Source organism: Aeromonas sp. MdU4, from assembly GCF_041929505.1.
GTDB lineage: Bacteria > Pseudomonadota > Gammaproteobacteria > Enterobacterales > Aeromonadaceae > Aeromonas.
Window position 1 is genome coordinate 61,550 of sequence record NZ_JBHFMW010000004.1, and the last position, 14,139, is coordinate 75,688.

Sequence of the window (14,139 nt, forward strand, 5' to 3'; positions counted from 1 at the left end):
CGAGTCCTGTTGTCTCGTAATCCGTGGATGTCCGCATCGGGCGAACACCTGCGGTTACTTAACGGTCCACATCCGACATAACAAAATCGATACTGCCCAGATAGACAATAAGGTCCGACACCATGCTGCCCTTGATCACCGAGGGGATCTGTTGCAGGTGGGCAAAGCTAGGCGTGCGGATCCGGGTCCGATAGCTCATGGTGGAGCCATCGCTGGTCAGGTAGTAGCTGTTGACACCCTTGGTCGCTTCGATCATCTGGAACGACTCGGCGGCTGGCATCACTGGTCCCCAAGATACTTGCAGGAAGTGGGTGATCAGGGTTTCGATGTCTTGCAGAGTGCGATCTTTGGGCGGTGGCGTGGTGAGCGGGTGATCCGCTTTGAACGGTCCTTCCGGCATGTTTTTCATGCACTGTTCGATGATGGACAGGCTCTGACGGATCTCTTCAATGCGCACCGTGGCGCGATCGTAGGCATCGCCATTGCTGCCGACCGGTACTTCGAAGTCGAACTGATCATAGCCCGAATAAGGGCGCCATTTGCGTACGTCGAAGTTGAGGCCGGTGGCCCGTAATCCGGCCCCTGTGGTGCCCCAAGACAACGCCTGCTCGGTGGTATAGGCTGAGACCCCGATAGTACGACCGCGCAGAATGCTGTTGCGCATCGCCGCTTTTTCGTAATCCATCAATCGCTTGGGCAGCCAGCTCAGCAGGTTGTCCTGTACCAGCCGTTGCCATCCTGTCGGTAAGTCGTGGGCAACACCACCGATGCGGAACCAGGCCGGGTGCATACGGGCACCGGTGATCGCTTCGATGATGGTGTAGATCTTCTGGCGGTCGGTGAAGGTGAAGAAGACCGGCGTCATGGCCCCCACATCCTGGATATAGGTACCGAGGAACAGCAGGTGGCTCTGGATGCGGAACAGCTCCGCCATCATCACCCGGATCATGTCGACCCGCTGCGGTACCTTGATGCCAGCCAACTTCTCGACCGCCAGCACGTAGGGCAGGTTGTTCATCACCCCGCCCAGATACTCGACCCGGTCGGTATAGGGAATGTAGCTGTGCCAAGACTGGCGCTCGCCCATCTTCTCGGCACCGCGATGGTGATAGCCGATGTCGGGTACGCAGTTGCGGATCTCTTCCCCGTCCAGTTGCAACACCAGCCGGAAGGCACCGTGGGCAGAGGGGTGGTTGGGGCCGAGGTTCAGGAACATGTAGTCCTCGTTCTCGTTACCGCGGGCCAGTCCCCACTCTTCCGGTTTGAACAGCAGGTTCTCCTGCTCCATGTCCTGTTTGGCGGCATCGAGCATAAAGGGATCAAATTCTGTGGCCCGTGCCGGGTAATCCTTGCGCAATGGGTGACCCTGCCAGCTTCTGGGCATCATGATGCGGGTCAGATGGGGGTGGCCATCGAAGGTGATACCCATCAGATCCCACACTTCCCGCTCGTACCAGTTGGCATTGGGGAAGTGACCGGTGACGGTAGGCAGGTGAAGATCGTTTTCGGCAAGCGGCACCTTCAACATCACATCGGCGTTACGGTCGATGGATATGAGGTGGTAGAAGACGGTGAAGTCGCTTTGTGGCAGGCCTTCGCGGTGGGTGCGCAGTCGTTCATCTGTGGCACTTAAATCGAAAAGCATCACAAACGGGGAGGGGAGCTTGCGCAAAAAGCCCATCACATCCTGCAGCAGCTCGCGGGGAAGCCAGACCACCGGTACGCCGGTACGGGTGCTTTGCACGGTGAAGTGCTCGGCCCCGAAGTGAGCAAACAATTCGCCAATGACTTTGGCATCCTGATGGTCGCTGGGTTGCCATTGGGCCATGGCGTAATTGCTGGGAAAATCACGAGTCAGTTTCATGGTCAGATCTCATCCGGCGTGCGCAGGTTGGTCACGTTAATTCGCTCGCCGCGCTTGCGCTCTTTTTCGGCCTGCATCTGGGGACGGTAGATCCCCTGATCGCCTACCACCCAGGAGAGGGGGCGGCGTTCTTTGCCGATGGAGTCTTGTAGCAGCATCAGGGCTTGCAGAAAGGCTTCGGGACGGGGCGGGCAACCCGGAATGTAGACATCGACCGGCAGAAACTTGTCCACGCCCTGAACCACCGAGTAGATGTCATACATGCCGCCGGAGTTGGCACAGGCACCCATGGAGATCACCCACTTGGGCTCGAGCAGTTGTTCATACAGGCGCTGGATGACCGGTGCCATCTTGATGAAAGGTGTCCCTGCAATCACCATGAAATCGGCCTGACGCGGTGAGGCGCGGATAACTTCGGCGCCAAAGCGGGCCACATCGTGGGGGGAGGTGAAGGCGGTACACATCTCTACGTAGCAGCAGGAGATACCGAAGTTATATGGCCAGAGGGAGTTTTTACGGCCCCAGTTGACGGTGTCTTGCAACACTTCCTCGAGACGTCCCATCATGATGCCGCGCGTCGCTTCTTGCGCCAGCGGATCATCAACGGTCTGGCGCTGTTCCTGGGGGTAGCGCTCAACGGGCGCATCCGGGTCAATCCGGGTCAGGGTGTACTTCATGGTGCAACCTCAAGGAAAGGGTCTGTGGTTCAATCACTGTTTTTGTTGTTCAGCTGCGGTTTGCGTGGTGACCAATCCAGCGCACCGATGCGCCAGAGGTAGATCAGGCCGATAAGCAGCAGTCCGATGAAAATGGTGGCTTCAATAAAGCCGACCCAGCCGCTCTCCCGCACGGAGACAGACCAGGCAAACAGGTAGAGCGCCTCGACGTCGAAGATGACGAAGAACATGGCGACCAGATAGAACTTGGCGGAAAAACGCAGGCGGGCACTGCCAACAGAATCGATACCGGATTCGAAGGGTCTGTTTTTGGTTCGACCGTAGGCCCGTCCACCGAGCACAGCGGCAAGACCAATCATCCCTAGACAGATGCAGATGGCTGCGATGACATAGATAGCAAACGCCCAATGTTGAACATCAATATCAGCAAACATAGAGGTTTTCCCTAACCGAATTAATCACGCAATGTAACAATGTTGTCACGCATTATGACACTTTCGTACTGATTTACATGTGATTTTTGTGGATTATTTATTAATCGGTTAAACAGAAATTAAATTTTGTTACGGGGCTCAATTTTATTGATAGAAGTGTATGTAACGAGTGCAGGTCAGGGCTGATGGTGTGTGTGAAATTCAACCAATGGCTGATTGTTATTCGATTGGTGTGAGCTTTGCTTTAGCAAGACATAGCCGTTGCAAGTGATTTTATATACGGCCTATGTGTGTTTGAAATGGGTTTGAAACTCACCGCCCTGCATGAAGTCAGGACGGTGATGAAAGAACAGGGAACCGATCAGGGTTGGAGCACGGGGAGCGATTGTTCGGCTGCTTTACCCTGAGATAGGGTTATTTCGACTCGACGGTTGGCCTGGCGATGCTCGGCGTTGTCGTTGGCATAGCGTGGCTGGGTATCTGCAACGCCCTGTGCGATAACACGTTTGGCATCCAGTTTGGGGTTGCCAAGCAGGGTTTGGACGATAGATGAGGCTCTTAAGACCGAGAGCTCCCAGTTGTTGCGATAGAGCTCTACCGGTGCCTGAGAATCATCAGTATGACCTGTGACCACTACCGTTCCAGGGATGTCGGCCAGAATGCCAGAGATCTTGTTGACCAGCGGGATGAACTGGGGCTGCAGGAAAGCCGAATCAGAAGGGAACAGTGCCTTTTCGCCGATGCGGATCACCAGCTGACTGCCAAGCTGCTCGACTTCCAGATCTTTGGATTCGATTTGAGCCTTGAGTTGCTGCTCCAGCTTCTGCTTGGTCACTTGCACCCACTCCTGCTCCTTGCTTTTGTGAGGCCATGACTCGGTGGCACTTGGTTTCTCTGATGCACCTATGGTCTCGTTGAAGGGATCCGAGGCAGCCATTGGGGCATCTTTTTCCAGTACCGTCTCTTTTTTGGAGCTGCTGGGGGTCGTTTTTGACTCTGGCTCGAGAATACCCGTCCCCCCTTGCATGACCGGTGAGCCAGCAGGAGGGGAAACCAGGCCGATTTTACCCAGTGACTCGATAAAACCCTGGATCAGGACCCGGGTTTCGGACTGTTTGGCCATCGCAAAGGAGTAGAGCACCACGAACAAGGCAAATAACAGCGTCATGAAGTCGGCATAGGAGACCAGCCAGCGTTCGTGGTTCTCCGGGGCTTCAGCCTTTTTCTTTTTGGCCACCATGACCTCCCAGATAAGGTTCAAGGGTAACTTGCAGTCGGGCCTGTGATTCACCATCAACTATGCAGAGAATGCCGGTCAGGGTCATCTCCTTGTAGTGGCGAATTTGATGGGCGAAGGCTTTGTAACGGTTGCCAAAGGGCAAAAAAAGCAGGTTGGCGGCAGATACCCCGTAGATGGTCGCGATAAAGGCCACCGCGATGGCACCACCGAGCTTGTCTGGCGCATCCAGCAGACCCATAGCGTGGATCAGACCAAATACCGCCCCTACGATCCCCATGGTTGGGCAGTATCCACCCATGGCCTCATAGAATTTGACAGTCTGCTCGAGATCCTCCTGCTCAAACTCGATCTCGTTTTCCAGTACCTCGTGGATCTTGGTCTTCTCATAACCATCGACCATCATCTGTACCCCTTTTTTCAAAAAGGGATCCTTGATCTCTTCGATCATGCCTTCGAGGGCCAGCATACCGCTGCGACGGGCATTACCTGCCAGAGTCTCCAGCAACTGGGCCTGCTCCAGCATGTCGAGCTTGAGCGGAGCCAACAACCACTTGAAACGTTTGAGTGTGCTGCCAACGACGGAGAAGGGGAACTGAGTCAGCGCGGCCCCGATAGTACCGCCGATAACGATGAGGAAAGCTGGCAAATCGAGCAGCGCACTGGGGTGACCACCCTCGATCATGTTGCCGCCCAGAATGGCGATCAATGCCAGAGCTAAGCCAATTAAGCTCATTTTTACACATCCCTGAATGTTGATAATGGCTAGTGTAGCTACTTAAGTATCAGTTTTTCAAAATGATATCCAATCTGTGAGCAATAAATAAGAGCTGTGTTCGGATAAGCGACTGTCCTGCGACTGAGGTCAATAGCAAGGCAAGCTGTCAGCAAACGTCTTGTTAACCGAGCGAAAAACATCACCATCTGGGGGCCGGGCAAACATCCACAAACCGGTGAGCTCACCACCTTCGAGCTCAAGGGCCAGCACATGGATATTGACATCGGTGGGCAAGCCGTGACTTTCCTCATTCACGGGAGGGGTATAGGAACATCGCTCACCCACATCCCAAGTGGCTACCGCATTGCACTGCTCGGTGGCAGGCTCACTGCGAGCCATCCCACATGCTCTGCAGCCCGTAGTCTAGAGTTACAAACTCCCGCGCATGCTTCCAGCATCAACATTCATTAAGTGAAACAATTGATTAGGCCCTGAGTTACCCGAAGAGTGAGGCTGAAAATCCCCTTGAGCATCAGGGAGGTACCGATGGTCTGGTCGGAGTGTCGAGTTGGCTACGCGCCTTCCCCACTATGTGATGGTGGTCACATGAATAATCAGGCAGTCATCAGCTGTCTGATTTTTGATATTTATTGTTCTACTTATTGTAATCTGACCATCGACTTATCACTAAGCTAGCCTCTCTGATGCCGCAGTTTGTTATAACCATCGTGCGGTTGGTGGTTTGATTGATAATGTTTCTCCGGCTTGATTGCGGCCATCCAGAGCCAGCTGCTGACTCATATTGCCAGCCGTTCGAGATAAGTGACGATTCTGTGCCTCAAATCATGTCTGTTTAGCGCTTACGATGGGAGACATCTCTTGCGAATACCTGTGCTGTTAAAGTGAGCTGCATCAGGCTAACAGGCTGTGCTTTTTGCTCGTATCGATGATCGACAGGGCCCGCGAGCGGAGCTTGTTGCCCCTGACCGAACTGGTTCCAGAGCTTATTTCTCGCATGATTATGCCGCTACGGATACAGCGTTCCGTTTTAACTGCGGATCTACGGATGCATGTAATGATAGAGAATTGAACTAGTTGCGAGAGGACTAAGTCTGGCGGCCCTTGTGCTCATGCAGTGGGTGCCATAGCTCCTGGATAATGTGGTTTGACCTCATGGCGTTCGTTCGCCAGGTGACTCGTTCCAAAATGTTTGTTTTTGCAGGTTATGCAGACTGAACGGGATGACACCTTAACCTAAAAAGTTGATAAAAACACGATAGCCACCTTCTTCTGTTAATAGGGGGACTCAGTTTGGTGAACTACTGTTGGTTAGCCGAGCCGTTTGGTTATATTGGCGTCTTCATAATCTTCTTATTTCTAGCCTTGGGATTGCGATCGCCAGCTGGCGACCAAAATTAGATACGGAATCTCAACTAGTAATATCAAATGCACTAAACATCATTCCATTTATCGTGAATGCGAGTCATTGACGTTTTCTGATACGAATCTGTCAGCAGGCGAAGCTGAGAGTAATTCGATATTTAAGATTTTGGTATACGACTAATGGCCAGATCTTTGAATCAGGCCAGAAAAAGGATAAAACAAATATGAGTGATACCCAAGACAAAGGCTTGTTCCATCACAGCATTACTCGCCGTCATCTACTTAAAGTTGGTTCGGCCATGGGCTGTTTGCTCGCGGCTACCTCGGGGCTGGTGTTACCTTTCCGTAAAACAGCTGCGGCTGAGGCTGTACAAAGTGCCAAGGTTCCGGAAGACAAAGTGGTCTGGAGCTCTTGTACCGTGAACTGCGGTAGTCGCTGCGCGCTGCGGTTGCATGTGCGTGATGATGAAGTCTATTGGGTTGAAACCGACAACACGGGCAATGATGAGTATGGTAACCATCAGGTCAGAGCTTGTCTGCGTGGGCGTTCTATTCGTCGCAGAATGAATCATCCAGACCGTCTTAAGTATCCAATGAAGCGAGTTGGACTGCGTGGTGAGGGTAAATTCAAACGCATCAGTTGGGATGAAGCTCTGGACACAATTAGTGGCAAGCTAAAGCACACGTTGGATACGTATGGCAATGAGGCAGTTCATGTATTGTACGGTACTGGGGTCGCTGGTGGCAATATCACTAACTCCCATATCCCTTATCGGCTGATGAATTCATGTGGTGGCTTCCTTAGTTTTTATGGAAGCTATAGCGCTGCACAGATCGCTGCAGCGATGCCTTATGTGTATGGCGCTCATGATAGTAACAGCCCAGATGATATTGCCAATACCAAACTGGTCGTATTGTTTGGTAATAACCCTGCTGAAACCCGTATGAGTGGTGGTGGTGTAACTTATTATCTGGAACAAGCCAGGGCGATATCTAATGCCAAGATGATTGTGATTGACCCACGTTATACCGATACCGCTGCTGGCCGTGAAGATCAGTGGATCCCTATTCGCCCCGGTACCGATGCTGCCTTGGTTGCAGGTATTTCCCACGTATTGATCACCGAGAACATGGTGGATCAGCCGTTCCTGGATAAATATTGTGTAGGTTACGATGAAAAAACGTTGCCTGAGTCTGCACCTAAAAATGGTCACTACAAAGCTTATATTCTTGGTCAGGGCGAGGATGGTGTAGCGAAAACTCCCGAATGGGCAGAGCGTATAACAGCCATTCCTGCGAGCACGATTATCAAGTTGGCCCGTGAAATTGGCATGACCAAACCAGCATATATTTGCCAGGGATGGGGGCCACAACGCCATGCCAATGGTGAGCAGACTGTTCGTGCTATCGCAATGCTACCCATCCTGACGGGTAACGTGGGTATTAGTGGTGGCAATACCGGCAGCCGAGAAGGCTCGTTTGATCTTGGAGTCGAGAAGTTCGACATGCTCACTAACCCGGTAAACACCAAGATTTCAGTATTCACTTGGACAGACGCCATAATCCGTGGCACAGCAATGACCGCCAAACGAGACGGTGTCCAAGGTAAAGAAAAATTAGATGTCCCGATCAAATTTATCTGGTGTCATGCCAGTAATACCTTGATCAATCAACATAGTGATATTAACCGAACTCACCAGATCTTACAGGATGACAGCAAGTGTGAAATGATTGTAGGTATTGAGCATTTTATGACTGCATCCGCCAAATATTGCGATATTTTGTTGCCAGATTTGATGCCCACCGAACAGGAGGATCTGATTCCACACGAGTCAGCTGGTAATATGGCTTATGTGATCCTTGGTCAACCTGCTACCTCCCGCAAATTTGAACGTCGCCCTATTTACGAAATCTTGTCAGAAGTGGCCAAGCGGCTTGGTAAAGATTCAGAAGCTATGTTCACTGAAGGTCGCACCCAGGAACAATGGATCGAATATTTGTGTGAGCAAACCCGTAAACGCAACCCGGATATGCCTACTTATCAAGAGATGAAAACTGTTGGTATTTATAAGCGTAAATGCCCAGAAAAACATATTGTGGCTTTTAAGGCATTTCGTGATGACCCATTGGCTAATCCGTTGCAGACGCCTTCCGGCAAGATTGAGATCTACTCTGAACGGTTGGCAGAGATTGCCTCAACATGGGAATTGTCTCCAGGGGACGTGATCCATCCTTTACCAGTATATGCTGCCGGTTTTGAAGGGTGGCAAGATCCGATCCGCAGTCAATACCCATTACAGCTGTTTGGCTACCACTATAAAGGCAGAACGCACTCCAGTTACGGAAATATCGATATCTTGCAACAGGCTTGCCCGCAAGAGGTCTGGATTAACCCTATTGATGCCAAGGAGCGTGGTATTAATAATGGGGAACGTGTCAGGGTATTCAATGGGCGCGGTGAAACACAATTATCCGCAAAAGTTACGCCGAGGATCATGCCCGGCGTTACTGCAATGGCCGAGGGCGCCTGGTTATCAGCGAATATGTTTGGCGACAGAATCGATCACGGTGGCAGTATAAATGTCCTGACAAGCCAGCGACCTTCACCGCTAGCCAAGGGTAATCCACAGCATACCAACCTGGTGCAGATTGCCAAACTTTAAGGAGTAGCTGATGACTACGCAATATGGATTTTACATTGATTCCAGTCGTTGCACAGGCTGCAAAACCTGTGAGCTGGCGTGCAAGGACTTTAAAAACCTGACCCCGGACGTCAGTTTTCGCCGTATTTATGAATATGCTGGCGGCGAATGGCAGAAAGACGGTGATAGTTGGCACCAGAACGTGTTTGCCTATTATCTGTCGATCTCCTGTAACCACTGTGAAGACCCTGCCTGTACCAAGGTTTGTCCGAGTGGTGCAATGCATAAACGGGAAGATGGTTTTGTTGTCGTAAACGAAGATGTCTGCATCGGTTGCAAGTACTGCCATATGGCGTGCCCATACGGAGCTCCGCAGTACAACGAAGCCAAAGGACACATGACCAAGTGCGATGGCTGTCATGAGCGTGTAGCGGAAGGCAAGAAACCGATCTGTGTTGAGTCTTGTCCGTTGCGTGCGCTGGATTTTGGCCCGATCGAGGAACTTCGTAAACAGCATGGCACGTTGGCTCAAGTAGCGCCTTTGCCGCCAGCTCATTTTACCAAGCCATCCATTGTGCTGAAACCTAACGCCAACAGCCGCCCCTGTGGTGACACCACTGGCCATCTGGCTAATCCAAAGGAGGTTTAAAATGGGAACTGGATGGAATGAATGGCCGCTGATGGTGTTCACCGTTTTGGGACAGTTTGTGGTTGGCGGCTTTATTGTCATGGGTCTGGCGCTTATTGCCGGTAAGTTGAACGAGCACCAGAGTAAAGCGGTACATGGATCTATGTTTTTCCTATGGTTATTGATGGGAATTGCATTTATCGCCTCTGTCATGCACTTGGGATCACCGTTCAGGGCATTCAATTCGCTAAATCGCTTCGGCGATTCGGCGTTGAGTAACGAGATCGCCAGCGGTTCTGTTTTTTTTGCGGTTGGTGGCCTGTATTGGCTATTGGCTGTACTCAAAAAAATGCCGCAGGGGTTAGGTCGGGTCTGGTTGGTAATTATCATGGTGCTGGGTCTGCTATTTGTCTATGCCATGACTCGTGTGTATCAGATTGATACCGTGCCGACTTGGCATAATGGTTACACTACCCTGAACTTTTTCTTGTCGGTATTTATTGGTGGTCCTCTGTTGGGAGTGCTGCTGCTGCGTGCCGCAGGTCAGGAAGTTATTGCGCGTAGGCAGCTGATTATGATCAGCGTGCTGGCGTTGTTGCTGGGCGTGTGTTCTGCCCTGTTGCAAAGTAGTGAATTGGCTACCATCAGCAGCTCGGTGCAGCAGGCTTCTGCTCTGATCCCGAAATACAGTCAATTAATGGTATGTCGGTTGGTTTTGCTGGTTCTCGGCCTGGGCTGCTGGATTGGGTCTCAGCTACGTCACGGTAACAGTGGCGTAATGGGATTGACCCTGGGTTTTGTGTTGGTCTTTGCCGGTGAGTTGATTGGTCGTGGAGTGTTCTACGGTCTGCATATGACGGTAGGAATGGCTGTCGCTGGCTGATGTTTAATCTGGGCGCAGCGAGCTGCGCCCATTGGAGAAGCTCAGGTTATTATGTTTGAAAAAATCGCTTTAACGGGTCGTGTGCTGGGGGTGTTGCTATATGCCCAACCAGAAAGCAAAGAGTGCCAGCCGTTGCTGGCCTCGCTGGCTGATCCTCAATGGTTGGCTGAATGGCCTTATGAAGGTGGTGAACAGGCAGCAGCCTTGATCGCCGAAGGCTTGAGCGGTGGATTCCCGGACATGCTGGAGGACGCTTATCAATGCCTGTTTGTTGGTCCTTATGCCTTGGCCGCTCCCCCGTGGGGTTCTGTTTACCTGGATAAAGAGTGTGTGTTGTTTGGTGATTCGACACTGCGTCTACGCCAGTGGCTGCGAGTGAATGGTATTGACGCTTTTCGGGAGCAGAATGAACCGGAAGATCATATCGGTATTTTGCTGATGATGGCGGCCTGGCTGGCAGAGGATCGGCAAGCTGAAGTGCTATCGGAGCTGATTGCGCAGCATTTATTGCCTTGGGTACCTCGTTATCTGGAGCTCTTGCAACAACATGCCGAACATCCTTTCTATCAAGGTGTTGCACTGTTGGCGCAAATCACGTTAGCAGGCTGGGCGGCCGATTCTCCTGCGCCAGTTCCAACTTTGGAGCTCTATTTCTGATGAAAAGCGATCTGCCGCTCACTATGCATGGCAACAGTCGGCGTAGATTTTTGACCGGCTGGCTGCAACGTGGCGAGCCGATGCAAAGGAAGAACGCATTGGCTACGCCATTACCGGCAGTCGCGCGTCCGCCTCAGGCGTTGCCCGAGGCGTTATTTAATGCATTGTGCAGTGGTTGCGGAAACTGTGAGCGTTGTTGCCCTTATGGGCTGGTGAGTATCGAGCAAGGCAAGGCAGCCTTGAGCATCGAGTTCACGGAGTGCGATTTTTGCCTGAAATGTACAGCAGCTTGTGATACCGGCGCACTATGTAACCAGATGACCGGTGATACTTTGCTACGCCCCCAGATCAGTCATAGTTGTTTGGGTCATCAAGAGAGTTGCAGTATATGCGTCATCAAGTGCTCACAGCAGGCATTGACCTTTCAGCAGTCTGATAGCGGCGTTCGCCAATTGAAGTGTGATGCCCAATTATGCAATGGCTGTGGACTATGCAAGTTGTCTTGTGTCCATGGGCATATCGTATTGGTCCCTGTCGGTGAAAAGACATTACCAGAGCGGCCTTGCTATGAGAGTCATCTCCACCATGAAGCGCATGAGCGAGCGGATGACAACCAGTAAAACATCAGCAAGATAGTCCAACGGGGTACGAGATAGTTCCGTGTCAGCCAACATCCGATGGCATAGCGAAAATCGCACATAAAGAAAAAGCCCAAGCAATTCAATTGCTTGGGCTTATCATTTGGCGGTGAGGGAGGGATTCGAACCCTCGATACGTTGCCGTATACACACTTTCCAGGCGTGCTCCTTCAGCCACTCGGACACCTCACCAAATTTTGGTCTGTGGTTTAACGTGTTCAGCCAACACGTTGTTCACTGCGCTGTTGCGCTGGAACGGGGCGTAATTTAGGGGAAAGGGCTCTGTGGGTCAACCTATTTTCCCCTTATTTTTCATAATCTTTTCTGAATGCCTAACCCTTGCACAGAATGCCGGTTTTTTAAACCGGATCAGGGCTTGTCGAGGATGATCAGACTGTCCGGCAGCTCGTTTTGATCCCGGGTGGCCGGGAAGGCGTCGGTCAGAATGGCGCTGACGCGCTCCACGCATTCCAGAAAACCCTGTTCGATTTGTTTGTTGCTCACTCGCACCACGAAGTCATCGATGATCTCCTGCCACTGACCATTGTCGATATGCTGGGCAATGCCGTCATCCACCAGGATCTCCACATAGTGCTCAGCGGCAGAGACGAAGATCAGCACCCCGAGCCGGTCGCGGGTGCGGTGCAGTCCCTGCTCGACAAATTGCAGGCGTGCCATCAGCGCCGCCCGGTGCTGGCGCACTTTCTTCGGGATCAGCCGCATCTTGATGGGGGTCCAGTGGAACAGCAGGCTCAGCAACAGCCAGACCGACCACTGCACCAGCAGGATCTCGTACCAGCCGAGCCAGAAGCCGAGCTGGAACACCAGCAGCGGGGTGAGCATCGCCAGCAGCGCCGCCCAGAGGGTGGGAATGTAGCGATAGCCATCGCTGGCCGGGGCCAGCACGGTGACCAGTTCGGCATCAGTCTCTAGCTCCGCTTCGCGCACCTTGGCCTGAAGCGTGTGGAAGAACTGTTTAGAAATCATGATTTGTCTCTTTACTCCTGTTACCAGCCACCGGAGGCTCCACCGCCGCCAAAACTGCCACCGCCACCGCTGAATCCGCCGCCAGAGCGACCACCAAAGGAGCCGGAACCAAATCCACCGGCCATGTAGGCCGCTCGACGTCGTCCTCCCGGCCCACCGCCGCCACCCCCGCGCAGGTTGTGGAGCACGATCATCGCAATCACCATCAGAATAAACAGCCAGGGGCCGCCGGATGTCTCATCCTTCTGCTGCTCGACCGGCTGATATTCCCCGGCGAGGGCTTTCATGATGCTCTGGCTGCCCGCCATGATCCCGGCCACCATATCGCCACGCTTGAAGGCGGGCAGGATGCGACCATGGATGATGTTGGCGGCAATGGCGTCGGGCAGGGCGCCTTCCAGCCCATAGCCCACCTCGATGCGCACCTTGCGCTCATCCTGGGCGATCAGCAACAGCACGCCGTTGTTCTTGCCCTTCTGGCCTATCCCCCAGTGGCGGCCCAGCTGGTAGCCATACTCCTCGATGGTCTCGCCTTGCAAGCTGTCGACGGAGACCACCACCAGCTGGATACCGCTGCGCTTTTCAAAGGCGGCCAGTTGTTGGGTCAGTTGGTGGGCCTGTTTACGGGACATCAGCGCCGCTTCGTCCACCACCCGTCCGCTCAAGGCCGGAAAGTTCGGCGCGGCCTGCAGCGCTGCCGTCCAGAGCAGCAGAAAAGGGAGCAGTGCACGCAGCATCATCTTCATTGGAAGCTGACCTTGGGCGCCTCATCGGCACCGGGTTTGGCACTGAAACTGGGTTTGGCTTCCAGATCCGAGTAGAGCAACTTGGACCAGATGACGCCGGGGAAGGTACGGATCTCGGTATTGAACTGGCGCACCGCCTCGATATAGTCGCGGCGGGCCACCGAGATGCGGTTCTCGGTCCCTTCCAGCTGGGCTTGCAGGGTCAGGAACTGCTGATCCGCTTTTAGCTCTGGGTAGCGCTCTACCACCACCATCAGGCGGGAGAGGGCGCTGGAGAGCTGGTTCTGCGCCGCTTCAAACTCCTTGAGCTGGGCAGGATCGCTCACCTGTATGCTGCCGACCCGGGCGCGGGCATCGGTGACCGCCTTGAGGGTCTCCTGCTCATGGCTGGCGTAGCCCTTGACGGTCGCCACCAGATTGGGGATGAGATCGGCGCGGCGCTGATACTGGTTTTCAACCTGTCCCCAGCTCGCCTTGACCTGTTCATCCAGAGTCGGAATATTGTTCATGCCGCAGCCGGTCAAGCCGAGCAGCAGGGCCAGGGTCAACAGGCTCTGTGTGGTTCTGCGCCAGAGTGATGTGGCCATCTTGTTGTTCTCCTTTGAAATTTGAGCAAATAGCCAGCCGCTAACGGGGGTTAAGTCA

General features: G+C 53.0%; 13 protein-coding genes, 1 tRNA gene and 2 pseudogenes. 6 read left to right on the forward strand and 10 right to left on the reverse strand.

Going from position 1 to position 14,139, the window contains the following annotated elements; translation table 11 throughout:
• Positions 1 to 58: 58 nt before the first annotated feature.
• The 5 genes from nuoC to ACE1BR_RS02725 all read right to left on the reverse strand — a co-directional run bounded on the left by nuoC (position 59) and on the right by ACE1BR_RS02725 (position 4,948).
• Positions 59 to 1,864, reverse strand: a complete 1,806-nt coding sequence (nuoC, locus tag ACE1BR_RS02705; protein ID WP_374867400.1) for an NADH-quinone oxidoreductase subunit C/D — start codon at positions 1,862 to 1,864, stop codon at positions 59 to 61.
• Between the two features lie 2 nt (positions 1,865 to 1,866).
• Positions 1,867 to 2,541 carry an NADH-quinone oxidoreductase subunit B family protein gene (locus ACE1BR_RS02710; protein ID WP_005344917.1) on the reverse strand — a complete coding sequence of 225 codons (675 nt, stop codon included), beginning with the start codon at positions 2,539 to 2,541 and terminating at the stop codon, positions 1,867 to 1,869.
• Positions 2,542 to 2,570: 29 nt separating this feature from the next.
• Positions 2,571 to 2,975: an NADH-quinone oxidoreductase subunit A gene (locus tag ACE1BR_RS02715; RefSeq protein WP_374867402.1), complete on the reverse strand. Its 405-nt coding sequence runs from the start codon at positions 2,973 to 2,975 to the stop codon at positions 2,571 to 2,573.
• A 361-nt stretch (positions 2,976 to 3,336) separates the two neighbouring features.
• Positions 3,337 to 4,215 carry a flagellar motor protein MotB gene (locus ACE1BR_RS02720; protein ID WP_374867509.1) on the reverse strand — a complete coding sequence of 293 codons (879 nt, stop codon included), beginning with the start codon at positions 4,213 to 4,215 and terminating at the stop codon, positions 3,337 to 3,339.
• Positions 4,190 to 4,948: a flagellar motor protein gene (locus ACE1BR_RS02725; RefSeq protein WP_374867404.1), complete on the reverse strand. Its 759-nt coding sequence runs from the start codon at positions 4,946 to 4,948 to the stop codon at positions 4,190 to 4,192. The genes ACE1BR_RS02720 and ACE1BR_RS02725 overlap by 26 nt, the downstream gene beginning before the upstream one ends.
• Positions 4,949 to 5,080: 132 nt before the next feature.
• Between ACE1BR_RS02725 and ACE1BR_RS02730 the strand changes: the two are divergent.
• Positions 5,081 to 5,329: pseudogene (locus ACE1BR_RS02730) on the forward strand (hypothetical protein); the annotation flags it as partial.
• Positions 5,330 to 5,409: 80 nt separating this feature from the next.
• On the opposite strand, the pseudogene ACE1BR_RS02735 reads toward ACE1BR_RS02730, so the two are convergent.
• Positions 5,410 to 5,510 (reverse strand): annotated as a pseudogene (locus tag ACE1BR_RS02735) (IS5/IS1182 family transposase); the annotation flags it as partial.
• Between the two features lie 1,027 nt (positions 5,511 to 6,537).
• Here ACE1BR_RS02735 and ynfF point away from each other — a divergent pair.
• From ynfF to ACE1BR_RS02760, 5 genes are all read left to right on the forward strand, one after another.
• Positions 6,538 to 8,976 carry a selenate/tellurate reductase subunit YnfF gene (gene ynfF / locus ACE1BR_RS02740; RefSeq protein WP_374867406.1) on the forward strand — a complete coding sequence of 813 codons (2,439 nt, stop codon included), beginning with the start codon at positions 6,538 to 6,540 and terminating at the stop codon, positions 8,974 to 8,976.
• Positions 8,977 to 8,986: 10 nt separating this feature from the next.
• Positions 8,987 to 9,604 (forward strand): DMSO/selenate family reductase complex B subunit, encoded by a 618-nt coding sequence (locus ACE1BR_RS02745; RefSeq protein ID WP_374867408.1) that lies wholly within the window; start codon positions 8,987 to 8,989, stop codon positions 9,602 to 9,604.
• A 1-nt stretch (position 9,605) separates the two neighbouring features.
• Positions 9,606 to 10,466: a DmsC/YnfH family molybdoenzyme membrane anchor subunit gene (locus ACE1BR_RS02750; protein ID WP_374867410.1), complete on the forward strand. Its 861-nt coding sequence runs from the start codon at positions 9,606 to 9,608 to the stop codon at positions 10,464 to 10,466.
• Positions 10,467 to 10,517: 51 nt separating this feature from the next.
• Positions 10,518 to 11,123 (forward strand): Tat proofreading chaperone DmsD, encoded by a 606-nt coding sequence (gene dmsD, locus ACE1BR_RS02755; RefSeq protein WP_374867412.1) that lies wholly within the window; start codon positions 10,518 to 10,520, stop codon positions 11,121 to 11,123.
• Between the two features lie 80 nt (positions 11,124 to 11,203).
• Positions 11,204 to 11,743, forward strand: coding sequence for a 4Fe-4S dicluster domain-containing protein (locus ACE1BR_RS02760; protein WP_374867511.1), 540 nt, complete (start codon positions 11,204 to 11,206; stop codon positions 11,741 to 11,743).
• 122 nt (positions 11,744 to 11,865) lie between these two features.
• Here ACE1BR_RS02760 and ACE1BR_RS02765 read toward each other — a convergent pair.
• From ACE1BR_RS02765 to ACE1BR_RS02780, 4 genes are all read right to left on the reverse strand, one after another.
• Positions 11,866 to 11,953: transfer RNA gene (locus ACE1BR_RS02765), tRNA-Ser, on the reverse strand.
• 177 nt (positions 11,954 to 12,130) lie between these two features.
• Positions 12,131 to 12,748, reverse strand: a complete 618-nt coding sequence (locus tag ACE1BR_RS02770) for a TPM domain-containing protein (protein ID WP_362782192.1) — start codon at positions 12,746 to 12,748, stop codon at positions 12,131 to 12,133.
• A gap of 20 nt (positions 12,749 to 12,768) precedes the next feature.
• A complete protein-coding gene (locus tag ACE1BR_RS02775; RefSeq protein WP_374867415.1) occupies positions 12,769 to 13,494 on the reverse strand; it encodes a TPM domain-containing protein in 726 nt (241 codons plus the stop codon).
• Entirely contained in the window at positions 13,491 to 14,081 is a 591-nt protein-coding gene (locus ACE1BR_RS02780; protein WP_374867417.1) for a LemA family protein, read from the reverse strand. Before ACE1BR_RS02780 ends, ACE1BR_RS02775 begins: the two co-directional genes overlap by 4 nt.
• Between the last annotated feature and the right edge of the window lie 58 nt (positions 14,082 to 14,139).

Bases quoted from the DNA above. Each gene is read 5' to 3' on its own strand.
- nuoC (WP_374867400.1), bottom strand. From the start codon at position 1,864: ATGAAACTGACTCGTGATTTTCCCAGCAATTACGCCATGGCCCAATGG.
- ACE1BR_RS02710 (WP_005344917.1), bottom strand. From the start codon at position 2,541: ATGAAGTACACCCTGACCCGGATTGACCCGGATGCGCCCGTTGAGCGC.
- ACE1BR_RS02715 (WP_374867402.1), bottom strand. From the start codon at position 2,975: ATGTTTGCTGATATTGATGTTCAACATTGGGCGTTTGCTATCTATGTC.
- ACE1BR_RS02720 (WP_374867509.1), bottom strand. From the start codon at position 4,215: ATGGTGGCCAAAAAGAAAAAGGCTGAAGCCCCGGAGAACCACGAACGC.
- ACE1BR_RS02725 (WP_374867404.1), bottom strand. From the start codon at position 4,948: ATGAGCTTAATTGGCTTAGCTCTGGCATTGATCGCCATTCTGGGCGGC.
- ynfF (WP_374867406.1), top strand. From the start codon at position 6,538: ATGAGTGATACCCAAGACAAAGGCTTGTTCCATCACAGCATTACTCGC.
- ACE1BR_RS02745 (WP_374867408.1), top strand. From the start codon at position 8,987: ATGACTACGCAATATGGATTTTACATTGATTCCAGTCGTTGCACAGGC.
- ACE1BR_RS02750 (WP_374867410.1), top strand. From the start codon at position 9,606: ATGGGAACTGGATGGAATGAATGGCCGCTGATGGTGTTCACCGTTTTG.
- dmsD (WP_374867412.1), top strand. From the start codon at position 10,518: ATGTTTGAAAAAATCGCTTTAACGGGTCGTGTGCTGGGGGTGTTGCTA.
- ACE1BR_RS02760 (WP_374867511.1), top strand. From the start codon at position 11,204: ATGCAAAGGAAGAACGCATTGGCTACGCCATTACCGGCAGTCGCGCGT.
- ACE1BR_RS02770 (WP_362782192.1), bottom strand. From the start codon at position 12,748: ATGATTTCTAAACAGTTCTTCCACACGCTTCAGGCCAAGGTGCGCGAA.
- ACE1BR_RS02775 (WP_374867415.1), bottom strand. From the start codon at position 13,494: ATGAAGATGATGCTGCGTGCACTGCTCCCTTTTCTGCTGCTCTGGACG.
- ACE1BR_RS02780 (WP_374867417.1), bottom strand. From the start codon at position 14,081: ATGGCCACATCACTCTGGCGCAGAACCACACAGAGCCTGTTGACCCTG.